The 18,125-nt window shown below is 57.8% G+C and carries 18 protein-coding genes; 11 read left to right on the top strand and 7 right to left on the bottom strand.

Translation table 11 applies throughout. From position 1 onward, the window contains the following. Window positions 1–2: 2 nt before the first annotated feature. The 3 genes from KCG46_RS10760 (at window position 3) to KCG46_RS10750 (ending at window position 3,693) form a co-directional block, all read left to right on the top strand. Window positions 3–1,613 (top strand): long-chain fatty acid--CoA ligase, encoded by a 1,611-nt coding sequence (locus tag KCG46_RS10760; RefSeq protein WP_255551965.1) that lies wholly within the window; start codon window positions 3–5, stop codon window positions 1,611–1,613. Window positions 1,614–1,616: 3 nt separating this feature from the next. After that, the gene (locus tag KCG46_RS10755; protein ID WP_218405436.1) at window positions 1,617–2,051 is read left to right on the top strand and encodes a DUF1330 domain-containing protein; all 435 of its coding nucleotides are present in this window, start codon (window positions 1,617–1,619) and stop codon (window positions 2,049–2,051) included. Window positions 2,052–2,481: 430 nt separating this feature from the next. Beyond that, complete coding sequence (locus KCG46_RS10750; protein WP_218405435.1) at window positions 2,482–3,693, top strand: pyrophosphate--fructose-6-phosphate 1-phosphotransferase; 1,212 nt, start codon at window positions 2,482–2,484, stop codon at window positions 3,691–3,693. 5 nt (window positions 3,694–3,698) lie between these two features. Here KCG46_RS10750 and KCG46_RS10745 read toward each other — a convergent pair whose 3' ends face one another. The 4 genes from KCG46_RS10745 to KCG46_RS10730 are packed head-to-tail and all read right to left on the bottom strand — an operon-like array spanning window position 3,699 to window position 7,918. Next, window positions 3,699–4,787, bottom strand: coding sequence for a PA0069 family radical SAM protein (locus KCG46_RS10745; protein WP_218405434.1), 1,089 nt, complete (start codon window positions 4,785–4,787; stop codon window positions 3,699–3,701). A 39-nt stretch (window positions 4,788–4,826) separates the two neighbouring features. Next, a complete protein-coding gene (gene moaB / locus KCG46_RS10740) occupies window positions 4,827–5,357 on the bottom strand; it encodes a molybdenum cofactor biosynthesis protein B (protein ID WP_218405433.1) in 531 nt (176 codons plus the stop codon). A gap of 12 nt (window positions 5,358–5,369) precedes the next feature. After that, on the bottom strand, window positions 5,370–7,151 hold the full coding sequence (locus KCG46_RS10735; protein ID WP_255551964.1) for a lytic transglycosylase domain-containing protein: 1,782 nt from the start codon (window positions 7,149–7,151) through the stop codon (window positions 5,370–5,372). Then, window positions 7,133–7,918, bottom strand: a complete 786-nt coding sequence (locus tag KCG46_RS10730; protein ID WP_218405432.1) for a uracil-DNA glycosylase family protein — start codon at window positions 7,916–7,918, stop codon at window positions 7,133–7,135. The genes KCG46_RS10735 and KCG46_RS10730 overlap by 19 nt, the downstream gene beginning before the upstream one ends. Before the next feature lie 104 nt (window positions 7,919–8,022). On the opposite strand from KCG46_RS10730, the gene KCG46_RS10725 reads away from it, so the two are divergent. The 8 genes from KCG46_RS10725 to KCG46_RS10690 all read left to right on the top strand — a co-directional run bounded on the left by KCG46_RS10725 (window position 8,023) and on the right by KCG46_RS10690 (window position 16,357). Next, on the top strand, window positions 8,023–9,669 hold the full coding sequence (locus tag KCG46_RS10725) for an electron transfer flavoprotein-ubiquinone oxidoreductase (RefSeq protein ID WP_218405431.1): 1,647 nt from the start codon (window positions 8,023–8,025) through the stop codon (window positions 9,667–9,669). 88 nt (window positions 9,670–9,757) lie between these two features. Next, window positions 9,758–10,132 carry a hypothetical protein gene (locus tag KCG46_RS10720; RefSeq protein ID WP_218405430.1) on the top strand — a complete coding sequence of 125 codons (375 nt, stop codon included), beginning with the start codon at window positions 9,758–9,760 and terminating at the stop codon, window positions 10,130–10,132. Window positions 10,133–10,147: 15 nt separating this feature from the next. Continuing rightward, complete coding sequence (locus tag KCG46_RS10715) at window positions 10,148–10,960, top strand: 4-(cytidine 5'-diphospho)-2-C-methyl-D-erythritol kinase (RefSeq protein ID WP_218405429.1); 813 nt, start codon at window positions 10,148–10,150, stop codon at window positions 10,958–10,960. Further along, window positions 10,957–11,679 (top strand): N-formylglutamate amidohydrolase, encoded by a 723-nt coding sequence (locus KCG46_RS10710; RefSeq protein WP_218405428.1) that lies wholly within the window; start codon window positions 10,957–10,959, stop codon window positions 11,677–11,679. The genes KCG46_RS10715 and KCG46_RS10710 overlap by 4 nt, the downstream gene beginning before the upstream one ends. Window positions 11,680–11,720: 41 nt before the next feature. Further along, a complete protein-coding gene (gene ilvD / locus KCG46_RS10705; RefSeq protein WP_218405427.1) occupies window positions 11,721–13,436 on the top strand; it encodes a dihydroxy-acid dehydratase in 1,716 nt (571 codons plus the stop codon). Then, on the top strand, window positions 13,408–13,776 hold the full coding sequence (locus KCG46_RS10700) for a hypothetical protein (protein WP_218405426.1): 369 nt from the start codon (window positions 13,408–13,410) through the stop codon (window positions 13,774–13,776). Before ilvD ends, KCG46_RS10700 begins: the two co-directional genes overlap by 29 nt. Next, complete coding sequence (locus KCG46_RS10695; protein WP_369410205.1) at window positions 13,773–15,161, top strand: NAD(P)H-hydrate dehydratase; 1,389 nt, start codon at window positions 13,773–13,775, stop codon at window positions 15,159–15,161. The genes KCG46_RS10700 and KCG46_RS10695 overlap by 4 nt, the downstream gene beginning before the upstream one ends. Further along, window positions 15,158–16,357, top strand: a complete 1,200-nt coding sequence (locus KCG46_RS10690; protein ID WP_369410204.1) for a class I SAM-dependent RNA methyltransferase — start codon at window positions 15,158–15,160, stop codon at window positions 16,355–16,357. Before KCG46_RS10695 ends, KCG46_RS10690 begins: the two co-directional genes overlap by 4 nt. Before the next feature lie 3 nt (window positions 16,358–16,360). Here the strand turns inward: KCG46_RS10690 and KCG46_RS10685 are convergent, their stop codons facing one another. The 3 genes from KCG46_RS10685 to KCG46_RS10675 are packed head-to-tail and all read right to left on the bottom strand — an operon-like array spanning window position 16,361 to window position 18,102. Further along, window positions 16,361–17,146: a hydrolase 1, exosortase A system-associated gene (locus KCG46_RS10685; RefSeq protein ID WP_218405424.1), complete on the bottom strand. Its 786-nt coding sequence runs from the start codon at window positions 17,144–17,146 to the stop codon at window positions 16,361–16,363. Further along, complete coding sequence (locus KCG46_RS10680) at window positions 17,143–17,826, bottom strand: hypothetical protein (RefSeq protein ID WP_218405423.1); 684 nt, start codon at window positions 17,824–17,826, stop codon at window positions 17,143–17,145. The genes KCG46_RS10685 and KCG46_RS10680 overlap by 4 nt, the downstream gene beginning before the upstream one ends. A 9-nt stretch (window positions 17,827–17,835) precedes the next feature. Continuing rightward, the gene (locus KCG46_RS10675; protein WP_218405548.1) at window positions 17,836–18,102 is read right to left on the bottom strand and encodes an acyl carrier protein; all 267 of its coding nucleotides are present in this window, start codon (window positions 18,100–18,102) and stop codon (window positions 17,836–17,838) included. Window positions 18,103–18,125: the final 23 nt, after the last annotated feature.

Raw genomic sequence — 18,125 nt, 5'->3', positions numbered from 1 at the left:
CCATGATCGCAGGCAAGCTCGGCGCTATGCAAGAATTCACTATGCGCATCACCAGCGTGATCGACCACGCCGCGCGGGAATCTGGAACCCGCGAAATCGTAACGCGCTGGGCCGATGGCAGTGAAACCCGCACCGATTGGGCTGGCATTCGCACCGATGCGCTGAAAATGGCGCAGGCTCTGCAAGCCCTCGGCATCAAAAAGGGTGACCGCGTCGCCAGCCTCGCGATGAACCATTCACGCCACCTCGTCAGCTGGTACGGCGTCGCGGGAATGGGCGGGGTGCTGCACACCGTGAACCCGCGCCTGTTCGATGATCAGCTCGAATATATCGTCAACCACGCCGAGGATAAGGTGCTGTGTTACGACGCGATGTTCCAACCGATTGTGGACCGCATGAAAGACCGTTGGACCACGGTTGAACACTACATTTGCTACGACAGCGGCGACAGCTCACCAGCATTCGAGGACTGGATCGGCGAGCAAAACGGCGATTTTGAATGGGTCACCGGTGAAGAGACCGACCCCTGCATGATTTGCTACACGTCGGGTACAACGGGCAATCCCAAAGGCGTGCAGTATGAGCACCGCTCTACGTTGATGCATGCGATCGCTGGTCTTCAACCGGCGGCGTTTAACTTCTCAAGCGCTTCGGTAATGCTGCCCGTTGTGCCAATGTTCCATGCGGCGAGCTGGGGGCTTCCCTATGCAGGCGCGATGGCGGGGATCAAGTTCGTGTTCTCCTGCGTCAATGATCCAGCTGTACTGCACGAATTGATGCTGCGCGAGAAAGTGACCGACAGCGCAGGCGTTCCGACCGTTTGGCTGGCGCATTTCCAATATTGCGACAAAGAAGGCATCGACCTGCCGCCGCTTAAAGCCGCGACTATTGGCGGCTCTGCCTGCCCGCGCTTCATGATCGAGCGTCTCATGAAAAACCGCACCCGCGTTCAGCACGCATGGGGCATGACGGAAACGTCGCCCATCGGCACAGTTGGCGGGCCGACATGGGACTGGGAAGAACTCACATTCGAACAGCGCGTTGATAAGACAGCAATGCAGGGCCGCCCGATCTTTGGCGTGGAACTGCGCACGGTCGATCTCGACGATATGGCGACAGAGCTGCCTCGCGATGGCGAGACATCGGGCGCGCTGCAAATTCGCGGGCCGTGGATCATCAAGCGCTACTTCAAGGCCAAGGAAGACGCGGTGGACGCCGATGGCTGGTTCGACACCGGCGATGTCGGCATCATCCACCCCGATGGCACTCTTCAGCTGACCGACCGCACGAAAGACGTGATCAAATCTGGCGGCGAGTGGATCAGTTCGGTCGAGCTGGAGAACGCCGCTGTAGGGCATGACGGAGTGGCCGAGGCAGCGTGCGTGGGCATGTATCACCCAAAATGGGATGAGCGGCCTGTGCTTTTCGTGGTCCGCGCCGAAGGATCGCAGGTTACTGGCGAAGAGATTGTCGATCATCTTAAGCCGTTGATTGCGAAGTGGTGGTTGCCCGATGCAGTGGAGTTCGTGGACGACATTCCTCACACGGCAACGGGCAAGATCAGCAAGAAAGACCTGCGTGATCGTTTCGCCGATTACAAGCTGGAGGTTTAAGCCATGGCTCAATTCTACATCGATCCCTCGGCATCCAATTTTCAGGCGTTCAAGGACCTGCCGCGTGACGAGCCGATCCATATGCTCAACCTACTGCAATACCGCGAGCTGGCTGAGTATCCAGAGGGCCACGAGCATCATGGCAATGGCTGGAGCGGGCGGCGCGCTTACGAAGAGTATGGCAAGACGAGCGGCCCGATTTTCTCTCGCGTCGGCGGTGAGATCGTGTGGCGCGGTGCGTTTCAGACAATGGTGACTGGGCCTGATGGCAAAGACTGGCACGATGGCTTTGTTGCGCAATATCCCAATTCAGGCGCATTTTTCGCGATGATCAAAGACCCTGACTACCAGTTGGCGGTGGTAAACCGCACGGCGGCTTTGTTGGACAGCCGTTTGATGCGGTTTTCGCCGGGTGAGTCTGGCGGGGGCTTTGGGTGAGGCTCCTTGAGCTCCCGAAGTGGGCGTTGCAACGGGTGATCCACCTTGCATCAAAAGAACCTGATTTGATTGCGGAATTGAAGCTATACCGTACTGATGCTGGGGGACGCAACGGACCAGCGCCATCCGGATTTGGCTGTCCCTGCGTTCTTGAACGATCGTCGCGCGAGGCGAATGACGCATGTATGGTGTTTTCATCGCCTTGGCTGGCACCAGGTGAAACCTCGATGACCAAGTTCTTCTTTCTCTTTGGCAGCGATGTTACCGAAAAATTTCAAGCGGCAGACAGGTTTTACCTTTGGGATGGCAGGATAATTGGCGAGGCAAAAGTAGTCGCTTCAACGGTCTAAAGTTTCGGTTGTCCAGGTGAGGCATACGTATCCTGCCCGCCATTCCTCTAGCCTAAACGCCCGCTCCTTGGCAGAATGCGATGATGGCCAACGAAAAACCCAAGACAGTCGCACTGCTCACCGCCGGCGGTCTTGCGCCGTGCCTTTCGTCTGCCGTGGGCGGGTTGATCGAGCGCTACACTGAAGTCGCGCCGGACATTCGCATCATTGCCTATCGCAATGGCTATGCCGGATTGCTGACTGGCGACAGGGCCGAGGTTCCGGATCACGTCCGTAACAATGCCGGACGGCTTCATGCATTTGGCGGAAGTCCGATTGGAAACAGCCGGGTAAAGCTGACCAATGTTGAGGATTGCGTAAAGCGCGGATTGGTTGGGGAAGGGCAAAACCCGCTCCATGTTGCAGCCGAGCAATTGACGCGTGACGGGGTGGATATCCTCCACACAATCGGCGGGGATGATACTAACACCGCCGCCGCCGATCTTGCGAAGTATCTCGACGAAAATGGTTATCCGCTGACTGTGGTCGGCTTGCCTAAAACCATCGACAACGACGTGATCCCGATTACCCAGTCGCTCGGTGCATGGACCGCGGCGGAGCAGGGTGCTGTTTTCGCGCGCAACGTTATTGCTGAGCACACTGCTAACCCCCGGATGCTGATCGTCCATGAGGTGATGGGCCGCAATTGCGGATGGCTGACCGCTGCGACCGCGCGTGAACATCACCAATGGGTGAAGAACGCGCAGTTTGCGGAATGGGAGGAGAATGCGGCTGCTCGCTGGGACGTGCACGGTGTTTACGTTCCGGAACGATCATTCGACATCGCACAGGAAGCATCCCGGCTGCGTGAGATCATGGATCAGAACGACGGAGTAAATTTGTTCATTTCGGAAGGTGCAGGTTTAAGCGAGATTGTCGCCGCGATGGAGGCCGCTGGGGAGACTGTTCCGCGCGACCCCTTTGGCCATGTGCAACTCGACAAGGTCAATCCTGGTCAATGGTTTGCGAAACAGTTCGCTGCGCAGATTGGCGCGGAAAAAGTGCTCGTCCAGAAAAGCGGATACTTTGCGCGTTCAGCACCCGCCAACGAAGCCGATCAGGCTCTCATCCAGAAATGCACGGAACACGCCGTAGATGCCGCAATAAAGGGTGAATCCGGTGTGGCGGGTCAGGACGAGGAGCGCGGCGATGTGCTTCGCACCATCGAGTTTGAGCGGATCAAGGGCGGCAAGGCATTTAATCCAAACGTGGCATGGTTCACCGAATTGCTCGCCGAATTGGAGCAGGGCTGAGGCGGTTAAATTAGGCGCATCTGTCCACCGAGTTCCGGCCGCCTGAAGCGAGAGAAATCCAGTTCGAATTTCGTATTTCCAATGTCCGCTTTCTTCCGAGCAAGATTGAAACGCGCACGGAATAGGTCAGCCCAAACGCCTCTTGGGCGCATGCGCGTGAAAAAGTCCGGGTCATTGTCACGCCCTCCGCGTATCGAGCGGACGATGCTCATCACTTTGCCCGCGCGATCGGGGTAATGGATATTTAGCCATTCGCGGAACAGCGGCGCGACTTCGTGGGGTAGGCGCAGCGGGATCCAGCCTGCGCTTTGCACGCGAATCTTGCCTGCGCGCGCGACAATCTCTTCCATAAATTCATCCGTGATCGCGGGGATGACTGGGGACACCGAGCAATGCACAGGCACACCGGCGCGCACCAACTCGCTGAGCGCCGCGAGCCGTTTTGCCGGAGCAGCACAGCGCGGCTCCAGCTTTGCTGATAGCGCAGCGTCCATGCTGGTGACGGAAATGGCAACCGCAACAAGGTTCTGCCTCGCCATTTCCTCAAGCAGATCAATATCGCGGAGCACGCGGTCTGATTTGGTCGTGATAGTCACGGGATGACGCGCATCAAGACAGACTTTCAACAGCTGGCGCGTGATCGTGTAATCGCGCTCTATTGGCTGATACGGATCGGTGTTCGTGCCCATTGCAATCGGGCGAGGGCGGTATTTCGGTTTAGCCAGCGTTTCGCGCAGCAATTGCGCCGCGTTTGGCTTCGCGAACAATTTTGTCTCAAAGTCGAGACCGGGTGACAGGTCGTGATAGGCATGGGTAGGGCGGGCAAAGCAATAGACGCAGCCATGCTCGCACCCGCGATAGGCGTTGATGCTACGGTCAAACGGGATATCTGGCGACTGGTTGAAACTCAGAATTGTCCGCGGGAGTTCTTCGGTAACGGTCGTGCGCAATTTGACCGACGGCCCATCGAGGGTTTCGACATGATCACGCCAGTCGCCATCTGCCTCGCGCGTCGCCAATCCAAATCGGGTGCAGACATTGGCAGAAGCCGCACCGCGTCCGCTTACAAAATCGGGATGTTCCTTGTTCGCCATGAGGAAGAACATATATAGAACAACGTTTTTTGAGAAGCTCTATTTCTCGCGAAGTCTCGGCATGAGCTCGATAAAGTTACAAGGCCGGTTACGGCTGTCGAGTTGCTCAGCAAGGATTCCGTCCCATCCATCCTTAACCGCGCCATTCGATCCGGGCAGGGCGAAGATATAGGTGCCGCGCGCAACAATGGCGCAGGCGCGCGACTGGATGGTGCTGGTGCCGATGGTTTTGAAGCTTAGCCAGCGGAACAGCTCACCAAAGCCGGGAATGTCGCGAGCGTCTTCCATGCGAGACAGCGCCTCCGGCGTTACATCGCGGCCTGTCAGGCCTGTGCCGCCAGTGCTGATAATTGCGTCGATTTGCGGATCGTCCACCCACGTCTCAATCTGCTTTGCCAGCAGCGTCGCATCGTCTTTCACGATCATACGCGCCGCTACACTATGCCCTGCGCCAGTGATCCGCGCGGCGAGAATATCGCCGGACGTGTCGTCTTCTGCTGTACGCGTGTCCGAAACGGTCAGGACTGCAATATTGATCGGCGTGAATGTCTTGGTCTCGTCGATCGCCATGTGCGCTTTCCTTTACCGGTCGAGATAGGCTGATCGCGTCCTAACCGGTTGCGGAAAGCTTGGCCACTGGCCTTGGGCAAGAGCGCGGCGGCTCGGGCTCGGCACGCCTGCGGCGCGCTCATACATCCAGTAGTTGCGCATCACGATGGCAACATAACCGCGTGTTTCCCAATAGGGGATCGATTCCATCCAGAGCAGCGGATCGTTCTGATCGTTTATCTCTGTGTTCCAGCGCGTGATCGGGGTCAGGCCAGCATTATAGGCAGCCATGATCTTGGGCAGTTTTCCTCCAGTCGCCGAACTATCGCGCAGCATTTCAAGGTGCTGTTGGCCATATGCAAGGTTCACTTCGGGATCATTGAGGTCCGCATAGCTCGCTCCAAGGTTCAGGTTGCGATTATGGTCGCGCGCTGTGCCTGGCATGATCTGCATCAGGCCGCGTGCGTTCGCGGGGCTCACAGCGCCAGCGCGGAAGTTTGATTCCTGAAGCGCGTGAGCGAAGGCGAGTGACGGGTCGACACGCCAACCATTGCGAGGCTGCCAGCGCGCAACAGGAAAGCGCAATGCGCCATCGCTACGCTGACCGCGCGGGGCGTTGTGCGCCATAAAAAGCTGCGTTGATGGCATCCCTAGTTCGCGCGCAAACTTTGAAAGCGCTTCAAAGTCACTCGGATCGCCGACGCGTGCCTGATGACGAAGAACCTCGTCGGCCAGTGCAGGGCGTCCGATTTCTACCAGCGCCGCTGCAACCTGCACGTTGAATGTGCTTTCCAGAGCATCCCAGTCGTTCTGGGTGAATGGCTGCGGTGTTGCCGATTGTTTGAACTCAATGCCCAGCTGGTCCGAGGCGAGCATGCCGTAAAGCGTCTCATCAAAACCGGCCGCTGCTTCCAGATGCCCTTGCGCTTGGCCTGGCTCGCGGCAGCGCACCAGTGAGCGATGCGCCCAATAGTGTGCGGCCGACGTTAGCTCAACATTCGTGGATCGCACAGCCGCGCGGGCGAAGGCCTCTCCGGCGAGTGAGCAATAGCCCAAACGCCAAGCGGCAAGGCCTGCAACCCATTCGCCCTCTGCAACCCACGCGCCGCTGCCTTGGCTGACGGTTTCGGCGAGTTGCAAGGCGGCGGTGTCGTTGTTCTCGATGTAGTAGCTCCAGGCTACTTTTTGCCGCCATTCTGCGCGCGATGCCGAGCTAAGGCGGTCATCAATCTCCATCAAGATCGCATGAGCGCCCGCTGGATCATCGTTCTTAATCGCGCCAAGAATAGCCGAACGGGTCGAGCTAGGCATCGAACCATCGACTATCGAGCGGGGGCGAATACGCTTAGGCGCGTATGGCTGACGTCTAAAGCTTTGCGCACGGGGAAACTGCGGCAGGTTAGACAAACCGCGTTTGGCGCCCAAGCGGCCAAGTTGCTGTGCCTGCGGCAGGTGAATGCCGAGCTCAAACCAATCAGCGATCTGATCGGCGGTTACGGCCGGACTGCTTGCGTGGACATAGAATTCAGCGAGCGCAGTCTGATATAGAACCGAGTCGCGGTTTTTGCGGAGACGCTCGCGAACTTCATTCCAATCCTGACGGTCTAGCGCTGCGAAAAGGGCGACGAAGTGCTTGCGCTCATTGTTCGAAAGAACTTGAGGAATGGAATCGCTATGGCGCGCACCATCGCCGTAATGCGCAGCCATGCTTTGGCTCTGCGCTAATGCTGTTCCGCTGGTAAGGGTGGCAGAGGCCAGTCCAATTGCGATCATTCCCGATCGCAGCATTTTCATCGTCATTTCCCGGCCGACCATTCAATCCATCTCCGCCAAAATCTGGCTTTAAGGCGGGGCATGGACATCATGGCATCCAAGCCTTCGCTTATCAGAAGCGGCGTGTTTACGGACCTATGGTTGATTTCACGTAAAGAAGTAAAATCTTGCGTTCGATCGTGGCCAAGAAACGGCAAGATGTTTGTGCCAAGTGCGATCACGCGCTTGGGCGCGACGAGCTGAATGTGCAGAGCGGTGACTGCATCCATGCCGCCTTTGGCTATTGCAGCCGTGTCGGCCATGGGCGTGTGGCGCGGCAGGGCAGAAGCGAAATAGGCCGTATCCTCGGCGATACCCATCGCGGCGAACATACGGCCCAACAATTCGCCCTGCTGGCCGCTCAAAAGCGTATCGCGGTCGCGCTCTTCAGGATCGCAAACCAGAACCATCGTTTCTGCTCCCGCCGTGCCACGCGGAGCGATTCGACCTCTTGGTCCAATTGCATCAAGACCTGATGCTTCGAGCCAGAACGTATGAAATTCTGCCAGAGTGGCCGGCGGCGAATCGCCAATCAGGTCAACTCGCGCCACGTCCGGTATCTGTTCCGGCGCTTTTTCCGAATGCTGTGTTGGTTTGCTGTCCGAACCGTTCGCGTGGCCAGTTGGCGCATTAGCAGGAGGCGCAGCAGCGTCTTCATCGCTCAACCAAACCGTAGCGTCATCGGTGAAATCCATATCCACGCCCGCATCGCGCCACCATTCCATCGCAGCGGCCAAATCGAGGGCATTGGGGGTTGTTAAGGCGTTCATCGGATCAAAGGCAGGTCTTGACTGCGCAAACCCCAGTTAGCAAGTGGAACGTAGAGATAAAACGGCGCAGGCTTTGCGCCCGAACTGTGGGAATATGAGAGCGTATGTCCGAACGTGAATCAATGCCTTGTGATGTCGTTATCGTCGGCGGCGGCCCAGCTGGCCTTTCTGCGGCGATCCGGTTGAAACAAATCAATGAAGAGCTTGAAGTCGTAGTCCTTGAAAAAGGCTCCGAAATCGGGGCGCATATTCTTTCAGGTGCGGTCGTCGATCCGAAAGCCATGGACGAGCTGTTCCCCGAATGGCGCGATATGGATTGCCCGATGGCGGAAACGCCGGTGACCGATAACTGGCATTGGAACCTGTCTAAGGGCGGCAAAAGTTCGATTCCCCACATCATTATGCCGCCTCTCATGAGCAATGATGGCTGCTACACCGGATCGCTGGGCAGCATGACCCGTTGGCTGGGTGAACAAGCCGAAGGGCTGGGCGTGATGGTGTTCCCGGGCTTCCCGGCGAATGAGGTTATGTTCGATGACGATGGCAATGTTCGCGGCGTTATCACGCAGGACATGGGCATCGCGGCGGATGGCTCGCAAAAGCCTGACTTTCAGCCTGGTATGGAAATCGAAGCGAAATACACGTTGTTCGCCGAGGGCGCGCGCGGTTCACTGACCAAAGAAATGAAGGCCAAGTTCGACCTTGAGGCGAATTGCGAGCCTCAGGTTTACGGCCTCGGCATCAAAGAGCTTTGGGATATTGATCCATCCAAGCATGTCCCGGGCCGGGTGATCCACACGCAGGGCTGGCCGCTGACCGAAAGCGATAGCTGGGGCGGGGGCTTCCTCTACCATCAGGCAAACGGACAAGTTGCATTGGGCTTTGTCACGGCGCTTGATTACAAAAACCCGTGGGTTTCGCCCTATCAGGAATTCCAGCGTTGGAAGCAGCACCCCGCGATCCGCGAATATCTCGAAGGCGGTAAGCGCGTCGCGTATGGCGCACGCGCGATCAACGAAGGCGGGTGGCAGTCCGTGCCGAAGCTCGCGTTCCCGGGCGGCGCGCTGATCGGCTGCGCAGCCGGTTTCGTAAACGTCCCGCGCATCAAAGGCAGCCACACCGCTATGAAGAGCGGAATGCTGGCGGCCGAAAGCATCGCGGCGGCGGTCGCGGCGGGTCATGAGAAAACCGAGATTTCCGATTACGATACAGCCGTACGCTCGAGCTGGATCGCGGACGAGCTTAAACTGGTTCAGAATGCGGAGCCTGCGGTTGCGAAATATGGCGGTGACATCGGCACAATGCTGGCGGGTGTCGATATGTGGATGCGCACGCTCAAGATTGGCCTGCCAATCTCGATGAAGCACCACGCGGACTACACCATGACAGGCCGCGCTGATCTGTATCCAAAGATCGATTATCCGAAACCCGATGGCGAGATCAGCTTTGATCGTCTGACGAACGTCGCGTTCAGCTACACCAACCATGCAGAGGACCAACCGGTCCACTTGCAGGTGCAGGATATCGGCCTTCAGGAAAACAGCGAACTCGAAGTCTTTGGCGGCCCATCAGCGCGGTATTGCCCGGCGGGCGTTTACGAGTGGGTTCAGGAAGAGGGCGCAGAGCCGAAATTCGTGATCAACTCGCAAAACTGCGTCCATTGCAAGACATGCGATATCAAAGACCCGAACCAGAACATCAACTGGGTAACCCCAGAAGGTGGCGGCGGACCTAACTATCCGAATATGTGAGGCACAAGATTTGAAAGCTGCACACGGTTGGACTGGAAGGAAGCGCTTCCTGCTTTTAGCCTTGGCCTGCCTTCCATCTTGCGGAAGCGTGTCTTCGTCCATTTGTGACCTGCCGGAAAACCGTCAGTTTTGGCAGGGTAAAGTTGTCGATTGGCAGAGCCAAATCATTGAAGTCGAGTCCGGACACCACGGAGGGTTTGTCGCATTTTCAGAATATGACTGCGGAAACATGATCGGGATCGATAAGGACAAAGTTGGACAGCTCTTTACGGACGGTGACCCGTTCGATGGTTACATGGTCGTAGCCGATTTTCGGGTTCAGGGGCGTATAATTTTTGGCGAAGGCCAAATGTTGCTTTCGCCGTCGATTATCTCCCGGGAATCTGACTGGAAAAACGAGGACAGTATCGGCCCTGAGAGCCATTTTGGTCGGCTCTATGAAGCAGTACAGCGACCTGATTAATTGGATGACCAGGCCTTGACCATCACCCAAACCGCCTATGCCAAGATCAACCTCGCGCTGCACGTCCGCAGACGGCGGGATGATGGCTACCATGAGCTTGAGACGCTGTTCGCTTTTGTCGATGCTGGCGATACGCTGGTCGCCAAACCTGCTAACGAGGACCGCGTGACCACACTCGGCGAATTTGCGGGCGGGCTCGACAATCCGTTCGATAATCTGGTCTCAAAGGCGCTTGGCCTGCTGCCTCGTTCGGGCGGTCTCGACATCACACTCGAAAAGAAGCTTCCTGTTGCCGCTGGTCTTGGCGGCGGGTCAGCCGATGCTGGCGCGCTGTTCCGCATGGTCGAACAAACCTATGGCCTTCCCGATGATTGGCAGGAACGCGCGGCAAAGCTGGGCGCGGATGTGCCGTGCTGTGTGCGCAGCGAAACCGTTGTCGGGCGGGGCACGGGCACACAGCTTGAACCGATTGAGAGCGATCTGGGCGGGATGGCCGTGTTGCTCGTCAATCCGCGCGTGCCTGTTTCAACCGGGCCGGTGTTCAAGGCATGGGACGGGCAGGATCGCGGCGCTCTACCGCAAGGAAACGCCCGCGCAATTGCGCAAACAGGCCGCAATGACCTGCGCGAGCCAGCCATCGCAATATGTCCGCAAATCGCCGATGTGCTTGCCGAACTTAAAACCGACCATCCATGGAAATTTGAAATGTCGGGATCAGGTGCCACCTGTTTTGCGTTGTATGAACAAACCACAGCGCGCGATGAAGCCGCGCGCCGGATTGCGGGGGCGCATCCGGATTGGTGGCACATGACAGGGAAACTTAGATGATTGATGGCCTACCGTACAAACAAGTCGGCGAAACAAAGCGCGGGGGACTTGTCTGTGTAGCTGATCACGCGTCCAATTTTGTGCCGGAAGATGTCTCGTTAGGCCTCGCCAAAGGTCTGATCGACAGCCATATCGCCGTCGATATTGGCGTAAACGGCGTCGCAGAGCGCATGGCGCGGCGACACGGCATTCCGGCGCATCTGGCGCTGGTCAGCCGTCTGGTCGTCGATCTCCACCGCGAGGAAGATCATGCGGCCGTCGTGCCGACGACAAGCGATGGGCACCTGATCCCTGGCAATATCGGTGCGGATGTCGAAGGGCGGCTTAAGTCCTATTACCGCCCCTATCACGCCGCGTTGGAAAAATGGCTGGATGAAGCCGCGCCAGAACTCATTATTTCGCTGCACAGCTTCACGCCGAAGCTGGAGACGAGCAACGAACAACGCCCGTGGGAAATCGCGCTGCTTTACAACACAGATGACCGCGCCGCCCGCCACGCGATCCGTCTGTTCGGAGAACTCGGCCTGAATGTCGGCGATAATGAGCCATATTCTGGCACGCAGCTCAACGCGACGATGAACCGGCACGCGGAGGCAAAGGGTCGCTATTATTGCGCAATCGAGGTGCGTCAGGACTTGATTGCGACCCGCGCAGAGCAAGCGCGTTTCGCAGCAATGATCGCAGACGTATGCGGAAGGGTTGCGCTAGCGCTCGACTAACGGCAGTGCTGTTTCCCAGATAGAGCCTTACGGGAAACAAAATGTCGTTCGATAAATCGAAATTGCCTAGCCGCCACGTCTCCGTCGGACCGGAGCGCGCGCCGCACCGTTCCTACTACTATGCGATGGGCATGACAGAGGAAGAGATCGCGCGTCCATTCGTGGCTGTGGCGAGCGCAGGCAATGACAGCGCACCGTGCAATACGACGCTCGATCCCCAAGCGAACATTTGCCGCGAAGGTGTGATCGAGGGCGGGGGAACTCCGCGCCGTTTCAATACGATCACGGTGACTGATGGCATCGCGATGGGGCATCAGGGCATGAAAAGCTCCCTGATCAGCCGCGAGATTATCGCTGATTCTGTTGAGGTTTCGGTTCGCGGTCATTGCTACGATGCGCTGGTCGGCTTTGCGGGCTGCGACAAAAGCCTGCCCGGAATGATGATGTCGATGCTGCGCCTGAATGTGCCCTCGATCTTCGTTTATGGCGGATCGATACTGCCGGGCACTTACAAAGGCGAAGACGTAACGGTCGTCGACGTATTCGAGAAAGTCGGCCAGCACGCCGCCGGAAACTGTCCGCTGCAAGAACTGATCGCGCTCGAAAAAGTTGCTTGCCCCGGCCACGGCGCATGTGGCGGTCAGTTCACGGCGAACACGATGGCATGTGTGGGTGAGGCAATCGGATTGTCGCTTCCAAACAGCAACATGTCACCGGCACCGTATAAATCGCGTGAGGAGATCGCGCGGGGTGCGGGACGGCAAGTGATGAAGCTGCTCGAGTTAAATCTGCGCCCTCGCGATATTTGCACCCTCGCGGCGTTTGAAAACGCGGCGCGCGTCGTTGCGGCGACCGGCGGATCAACGAATGCGGCGCTCCATTTGCCGGCGATGGCAAGCGAGGCGGGCATTGATTTTGACCTGTTCGATGTTGCGGAGATCTTCAAATCGACACCCTACATCGCCGATCTGAAGCCGGGCGGAAAATATGTTGCGAAGGACATGCACGAGGCCGGCGGCGTCTACATGGGCATGAAGACGCTGCTTGATGGCGGTTTTCTCGACCCAAGCCCGATGACGGTGACTGGGAAAACGCTGGGTGAGAATATCGAAGAGATTACGTGGAACCCCGATCAAAAGGTGTTCTACGATGTCAGATTGCCGATCACTCCCACTGGCGGCGTGGTGGGCCTGAAAGGCTCGCTGGCGCCAGACGGAGCCATCGTGAAGGTCGCGGGCATGGACCGCTTGCAATTCACCGGCCCTGCACGGGTGTTTGATTGCGAGGAAGACGCCTTCGCCGCGGTTGAAAAGCGCGATATCGCCGAAGGCTGTGTGATCATCATCCGTTACGAAGGTCCAAAAGGCGGCCCCGGCATGCGCGAAATGCTTTCCACCACGGCTGCGCTTTACGGGCAGGGCATGGGTGAGAAGGTCGCGCTGATCACCGATGGCCGGTTCTCAGGCGCGACACGGGGTTTCTGCATCGGCCATGTCGGGCCGGAAGCCGCGGAAGGCGGGCCAATCGCCCTCGTTGAAGATGGCGATATGATCAGTATCGATGCCGAAGCCGGAACGATTGATCTAGATGTCGATCCGACCGTTTTGGAAGAGCGCCATAAAAGCTGGCAGCCGCGAACGAATGATTACCAGTCAGGCGCCTTGTGGCGCTATTCCCAAACAGTGGGAGCCGCGCGCGAAGGCGCATTGACCCATCCCGGAGCAAAGAATGAAACCCATGTTTTTGCGGACATTTAGCGCCGGACTCGCTGCGATTCTGCTCGCGTCATGCGGGCCGGAAAGCCCTGAGCCGCAAGGGACCGATATCGATTGTGCAATTGGTGCTGGATCGGATTTCGCGCCAGTTTGCACGTTGGAACGGTCAGCCGATACCGGAACGGTGTCTTTCCTGATCCATCACCCTGATGGCGGGTTTCGCCGGGTCGAATATGATGCAGAAACTGATCAAATTGGCGTTGGCGACGGTGCCGATCCTCTGAAAGTAAGCGGTGCAAGCACAGATGAAATCGCAGAGTTCGCGATTGGCGATGATCGCTACCGTATCCCTTCGAACATGCTGAGATCGCCTGCGCAGTGAGTGATGCGCAAATCCTCACCGTTGCCCAAATGCTGGCCGCCGAGCAGGCGATTATGGACAGAGGCAGCTCGGTTGAGGAGTTGATGGAGATCGCCGCTGGCGGTGCGGCGGAATGGATCCGCAGGATTGCTGCAGGTCGTTCTGTCACGGTGCTTTGCGGGCCCGGCAATAATGGCGGTGACGGTTATGTGATCGCGCGCAAAATGCGTGAGTTTGGCAACTCGGTGCGAGTCGTCGCTCCCGTACCGCCGAAGACCGAAGCTGCCGTCAAAGCCTGCGAGGCTTGGAGTGGAAAACCCGCCACCTCAGGCGGCGATGTCATTGGAGAAGTGCTTGTCGATTGCCTGTTTGGCTCTGGACTGTCGCGGCCTCTAACAGCGGAGCATGTCTTACTCCTCCGCGATTTAGCCGGGCGGCATGCGTGCCGGATCGCTATTGATGTGCCGTCCGGTGTGGATAGTGACACGGGCGCCCAGCTCAACGATCAATTGCCGCACTACGATGTGACTCTAGCACTGGGCGCTTGGAAATTCGCGCATTGGTGTCTTCCTGCGCGCGCAGCGACGGGCACAAAGCGCCTCGTTCCGATTGGCGCGAGCAGTGTGGACGGTGCAGCCCGGCTTGTTGAGAGGCCATCCTTGGAAACGCCGGCTGAGAACGCGCACAAATACACTCGCGGTCTTTGTGCGGTTGTCGGCGGGGATATGCCGGGTGCCGCTCTCTTGGCCTCTCAGGCTGCAATGCGGGCAGGGGCGGGGTATGTAAAACTGATCAGGCACGAATGCGCAGATGCGCCTGCGGGATTGGTGGTCGATCCATCTCCGCTTAAGGTCGCAGGCGAGGATCATCGTATCCGGTCCATGCTGATCGGGCCGGGCCTTGCCCGCCATGAAGGCGCGGGAAAGGCGCTTGAAACGGCGCTTTCCCAGGGTCACAATCTGGTTCTGGATGCTGATGCACTCGTCCTGCTCCAACCATACATGCTGAGCAAAGGTACTCAAATTCTGGCGACGCCGCATGATGGGGAGCTTGAGCATCTCTGCAAGAGTTTCTCGGTCATTACAGAGGGGCGAATGGCTCGGGCCAAGGCGGTTGCTGCCGTGAGCGATATGGTCATCTGTGCCAAGGGTCCAGACACGATCATTGCCGCACCTGATGGGAGAATTGCTTTGGCAGCGCCCGCGCCAAGCTGGCTTTCCGTCGCGGGCACTGGCGATGTTCTTGCCGGGATTGCCGCAAGCCGGATGGCTACTGGCTCGGACGCGTTCGGGGCCGCTTGTGAGGCCGTTTGGCTGCATGGTGAAGCAGCGCGGCAATGCGGCGCAATGTTTACGGCAGAAGGCCTCGCCAACCGCGTAGGAAGCGCCTATCGGGCGTGCCTGTGAGTACAGATAGAACCATAATTCGAATAGCAGCCAAAGGTGACGGGTTGACTGCAGCGGGTCACCACGTCGCGGGCGGCTTGCCCGGTGATGAAGTGGATGAAAGTGGGATTACAGCTAAAGGGCCGCATCACGTAACGCCGCCATGCCAGCATTTTGGCCTTTGTGGCGGCTGCTTGCTGCAACACGCCGATGAATTGGCGCTGGCGGAATTTGTCCGTGGTCGCGTCGTGAATGCAGCGACAAGTCAGGGGCTGGACATCGGTGAATTGCTCAAAGTCCACCTCTCACCACCACGCGCGCGGCGGCGCGCCACGCTGCACGCAATGCGAACGCAGAAGGGTGCCTTGCTCGGCTACAAAGAAACAGGTTCGCACAAAATTGTGAACCTGCAGGAATGCCACGTCATTGCGCCTGAACTGGGCAGAATGATCGCGCCGTTGCGGACATTCATTGGCAAACATGGTCCGCGCAAAGGCGGCATCGATGTGCAAATGTCGCTGTGCGATCAGGGCGTTGACCTTGGCCTGACAAACTTCGCACTTGAAGGCCTCGAAGCAATTGAAGCCGCGACTGATTTTTCACGTGATCACGGTCTGGCGCGATTGACGCTGGATCAGGGTTATGGTCCTGAAAGCCAGTGGGAGCCGGAACCTGTGACGATAACGCTGTCCGGAGCGGCGGTACCGATGCCAACAGGGGCATTTTTGCAAGCGACACGGGATGCAGAAGATCGCATGATCGCAGACGTGCGGGAATGGCTTGGCGATGCCAAACTGATCGCGGATTTGTTTGCGGGGTTGGGCACATTTGCATTCGCGCTTAGAGACGGGCGTAAGGTCTTGGCTGCAGAAGCCGATCAGGCGGCGTTTCTTGCTTCGAAAGCTGGATCTGCGCGATCGGGCGGGGCGGTCTTCCCAGTGCACCGTGATCTGTTCCGCAGCCCATTAATGCCAGACGAGATTGATCGGTTTGATGCCGTCATTCTCGATCCGCCTCGGGCTGGCGCAAAGTCCCAGATTGATCAGCTTGCGGACAGTGCTGTTTCCAAAGTGATCTATGTCAGCTGCAATCCATCCAGTTGGGCCCGAGATGCTGCGACTTTGGCAAATGCAGGTTTTAGCCTCGCGAAACTGCGCCCAATTGGACAGTTTCGCTGGTCCACCCATGTCGAGCTGGTGAGCCTTTTCGAGAGGTAGCTATCAGGCGCGCAATGCAGACAAAATCTGTTTGTCGAGCCATTCGCGGTGCTTTGGTTCAACGTAAGCGTGGGTCCCGCTTTCGCAGCGGGAAATGCGCGGGTCGTCTTTGTGCCAATTGCTTTCGAAAACCTGTGCCGTGCGATCTGCGGTGGCAAGCAAGATACTCACATGCCCGCCAAATGCCTCAAGACCGCTGCGCATTTCATTGGCAAGTGAGGATGGCGAACCTTCACCCTTAAACGATTTGGCGATTCCTTGAACAAGTTTGCCAAGGTTCACGCCGCCTTTTGCGAGCCGTATCAGCTCACGCGGGTTCTTCAGTTTCTCGGCATAGCGCGCCCGAATGGCTGCTGCTGGGGGCGTATCATCTTCTTCGCCATCATCGTCTTCGATGGTCCAAGGATTGGATAGGATCAAACCGTCAAAGCCTGCGCCGTTTGATAGCATTAAAGCCGAGGCCGCATCGCAATTGCCAAAGCCAATCACGCGCTCGACTTGCGGTGCCATGGCGCGGAATGCTTTTAGCGCAGCTTCGATATCGCCGGCGGAACTTCTGAAACCGCGGTTCTCGCCTTCGCTGTCACCCACACCGCGCCTATCAAAGCGGAAGACAGGAAATCCCTTCTTCGCGATCCGAGCGGCCAAGCATGCTTGCCCCGAAAATGCGCCGGAGCGAATTTCATTGCCGCCGCTAACGATGAGCAATCCGGTCGTGCTTGGTGCAGTATCCAGTGAGCCGGCCAGTTTGAGGCTGCCGCAGCCAAAGTCGAGCGCGAGCCGGCTCATTCCGGCTTGCCTAAGTCTTCGAGTATTGCGGTGGCCAGTGCATCAGCTTGTGCAGGGTCTTCATCAGGCTCGGCGCGCAGCCATAAGCCCGAACGACCCACAAGTGATTGATCAATTGCCGTCACATTCTCCGCTTTGACCGGCTCGGCATTCTCAAGTTGTTGAAACAGACTGGCGCTGAGCCGCCAACCAGCCAGAACAATCCCTTGGGATCGGCCAAGCGCGGCGAGTTCATCGAGGGTTTCGTTCTTTCCAGCCTCTTTGCTCGCAATGGTGCGCGCACGGAGCATGCTTCGCAGCAATTTCGAGCCAGCTTGCGGGGCATACGTCCATCCCGATGCGGTTTCGGGAAGCAAGAGAGCGCCACTTCGAACGGCGAGGACATGGGAAATCTCAAAATGCTGCACTGCGCTGATGATGCATGTCTGCCAGTGACCGAGCGTCTGTTTTTCAAGGGGGCTAGAACTCTCATTCCAGCCGGGTAAATCGGGCAGGAAACACGCGAAATCCGCTTCGCCAAGCCTGCGCATCACTTCAATAAGGTGACGACGCATCTTGTTATGTTCGTCAAATAACGGCGGGATTACTAGAATCCGCCCATTGGTTCCATCGCCGATATGGACCGCCAGTTCATCCGCAACCCCGCCATCGGGCAGGGGGCAAGGCCAATCCGCGATCATTGGCTGGTTTCAGCCTGCAATGATCTTCGCTTCAGCAAATGCAAGCAATCCGCCATAGGTTTCAAGCATTTCACCGTCGACGTCATCATCTTCGATAACGATGTCGAGCCTGTCTTCCATTTCCGTCAGCAATCCGGCGACCGCCATCGAATCGAGCTCGGGAAGGTGGCCGAACAGGCCGGAATCATCATCGAGTTCATCAGCAAGTTCCGGGTCGATACCCAAGACGGCAACGAGGATGTCTTTAAGCTGGGTGTCGATAGCCGAACGGCTTATACCGAGAGCATCGGTGTCGGAGG

Origin of the sequence: Erythrobacter crassostreae, assembly GCF_019204045.1 — a bacterium.
Taxonomy (GTDB): domain Bacteria; phylum Pseudomonadota; class Alphaproteobacteria; order Sphingomonadales; family Sphingomonadaceae; genus Erythrobacter; species Erythrobacter crassostreae.
Note: the sequence above shows the minus strand (reverse complement) of the source record. Positions and strands in the feature narration are given on the sequence as shown.

Coding starts and splice junctions, on each gene's coding strand:
- KCG46_RS10710 (WP_218405428.1), top strand. CDS start 10,957: ATGATTGATGGCCTACCGTACAAACAAGTCGGCGAAACAAAGCGCGGG.
- KCG46_RS10685 (WP_218405424.1), bottom strand. CDS start 17,146: ATGAGCCGGCTCGCGCTCGACTTTGGCTGCGGCAGCCTCAAACTGGCC.
- KCG46_RS10730 (WP_218405432.1), bottom strand. CDS start 7,918: ATGAACGCCTTAACAACCCCCAATGCCCTCGATTTGGCCGCTGCGATG.
- moaB (WP_218405433.1), bottom strand. CDS start 5,357: ATGGCGATCGACGAGACCAAGACATTCACGCCGATCAATATTGCAGTC.
- KCG46_RS10735 (WP_255551964.1), bottom strand. CDS start 7,151: ATGGTCGGCCGGGAAATGACGATGAAAATGCTGCGATCGGGAATGATC.
- KCG46_RS10680 (WP_218405423.1), bottom strand. CDS start 17,826: ATGATCGCGGATTGGCCTTGCCCCCTGCCCGATGGCGGGGTTGCGGAT.
- KCG46_RS10700 (WP_218405426.1), top strand. CDS start 13,408: ATGAAACCCATGTTTTTGCGGACATTTAGCGCCGGACTCGCTGCGATT.
- KCG46_RS10725 (WP_218405431.1), top strand. CDS start 8,023: ATGTCCGAACGTGAATCAATGCCTTGTGATGTCGTTATCGTCGGCGGC.
- KCG46_RS10745 (WP_218405434.1), bottom strand. CDS start 4,787: ATGGCGAACAAGGAACATCCCGATTTTGTAAGCGGACGCGGTGCGGCT.
- ilvD (WP_218405427.1), top strand. CDS start 11,721: ATGTCGTTCGATAAATCGAAATTGCCTAGCCGCCACGTCTCCGTCGGA.
- KCG46_RS10755 (WP_218405436.1), top strand. CDS start 1,617: ATGGCTCAATTCTACATCGATCCCTCGGCATCCAATTTTCAGGCGTTC.
- KCG46_RS10750 (WP_218405435.1), top strand. CDS start 2,482: ATGATGGCCAACGAAAAACCCAAGACAGTCGCACTGCTCACCGCCGGC.
- KCG46_RS10760 (WP_255551965.1), top strand. CDS start 3: ATGATCGCAGGCAAGCTCGGCGCTATGCAAGAATTCACTATGCGCATC.